This window comes from Nonomuraea cypriaca (assembly GCF_015645445.1).
Taxonomy (GTDB): domain Bacteria; phylum Actinomycetota; class Actinomycetes; order Streptosporangiales; family Streptosporangiaceae; genus Nonomuraea; species Nonomuraea cypriaca.
In genome coordinates this window covers 1-645 of record NZ_JADOGI010000573.1, presented here as the reverse complement: position 1 = coordinate 645, position 645 = coordinate 1, and the positions used below count along the sequence as shown (strand labels likewise).

The following is a 645-nucleotide window of genomic DNA, read 5'->3' as shown; positions in this document are numbered from 1 at the left end:
CGTCCTGCCTGTGGCGTTCGTCGTCGGCGTGCTCGCCGCCCTGCTGTTCCGCTGGTCGGGTTCGATCTGGCCGGGCGTCGTGTTGCACGGCGTCAACAACGCGACCGCGTTGCCCGTCCCGCTCCTCTTCGCCCTCGCCGGGGCGTGAGGAGATTCGCCGGCGCGAGTGAGTCAGTGGCGCGACTCCACTTATGTACCGCTCGGAATAGAAGTCGCGGGATCGAGGTTCCCCCTTCAGCGACGGCCGCCGCGACGAGAGCGCGGAAGGGCGTCGTGAGTCATCACCATCCGACCACAGCCCCGATCCGGGGCGACAGAGAGGCCATCATGCCTGACTCCGACCCGCGCAACATCGAGGCGCTCAACGCCCATGAGCCCGACCGCGTCGCAGTCGTCACCGGCGCCAGCCGTGGCATCGGCGCGGCCATCGCCGGCCGCCTCGCCGCCGACGGATACACCGTCGCCGTTCACTACCGCCAGGACTCGGCCGCCGCGGCCGGCGTCGTCGAAAAGATCATCGCGGCCGGCGGCGCGGCGTTCCCCTTCGCCGCCGACCTGGCCGCACCCGACACCGGCACCGCGTTCTGGGCCGCCTACGATGAGGCTGCGGGCTCACTGCGCGACGCTCCCGTGCGGGTGCTGGTG

2 protein-coding genes are annotated in these 645 nt (G+C 71.3%); both read left to right on the top strand.

Features of this window, described 5'->3' with window-relative positions:
- Positions 1–10 precede the first annotated feature (10 nt).
- Positions 11–148, top strand: coding sequence for a CPBP family glutamic-type intramembrane protease (locus ITP53_RS59945; protein WP_328818999.1), 138 nt, complete (start codon positions 11–13; stop codon positions 146–148).
- Positions 149–327: 179 nt separating this feature from the next.
- Positions 328–645 (top strand): SDR family NAD(P)-dependent oxidoreductase (locus tag ITP53_RS55670; RefSeq protein WP_195903535.1); only part of this gene is annotated, 318 nt, incomplete at its 3' end.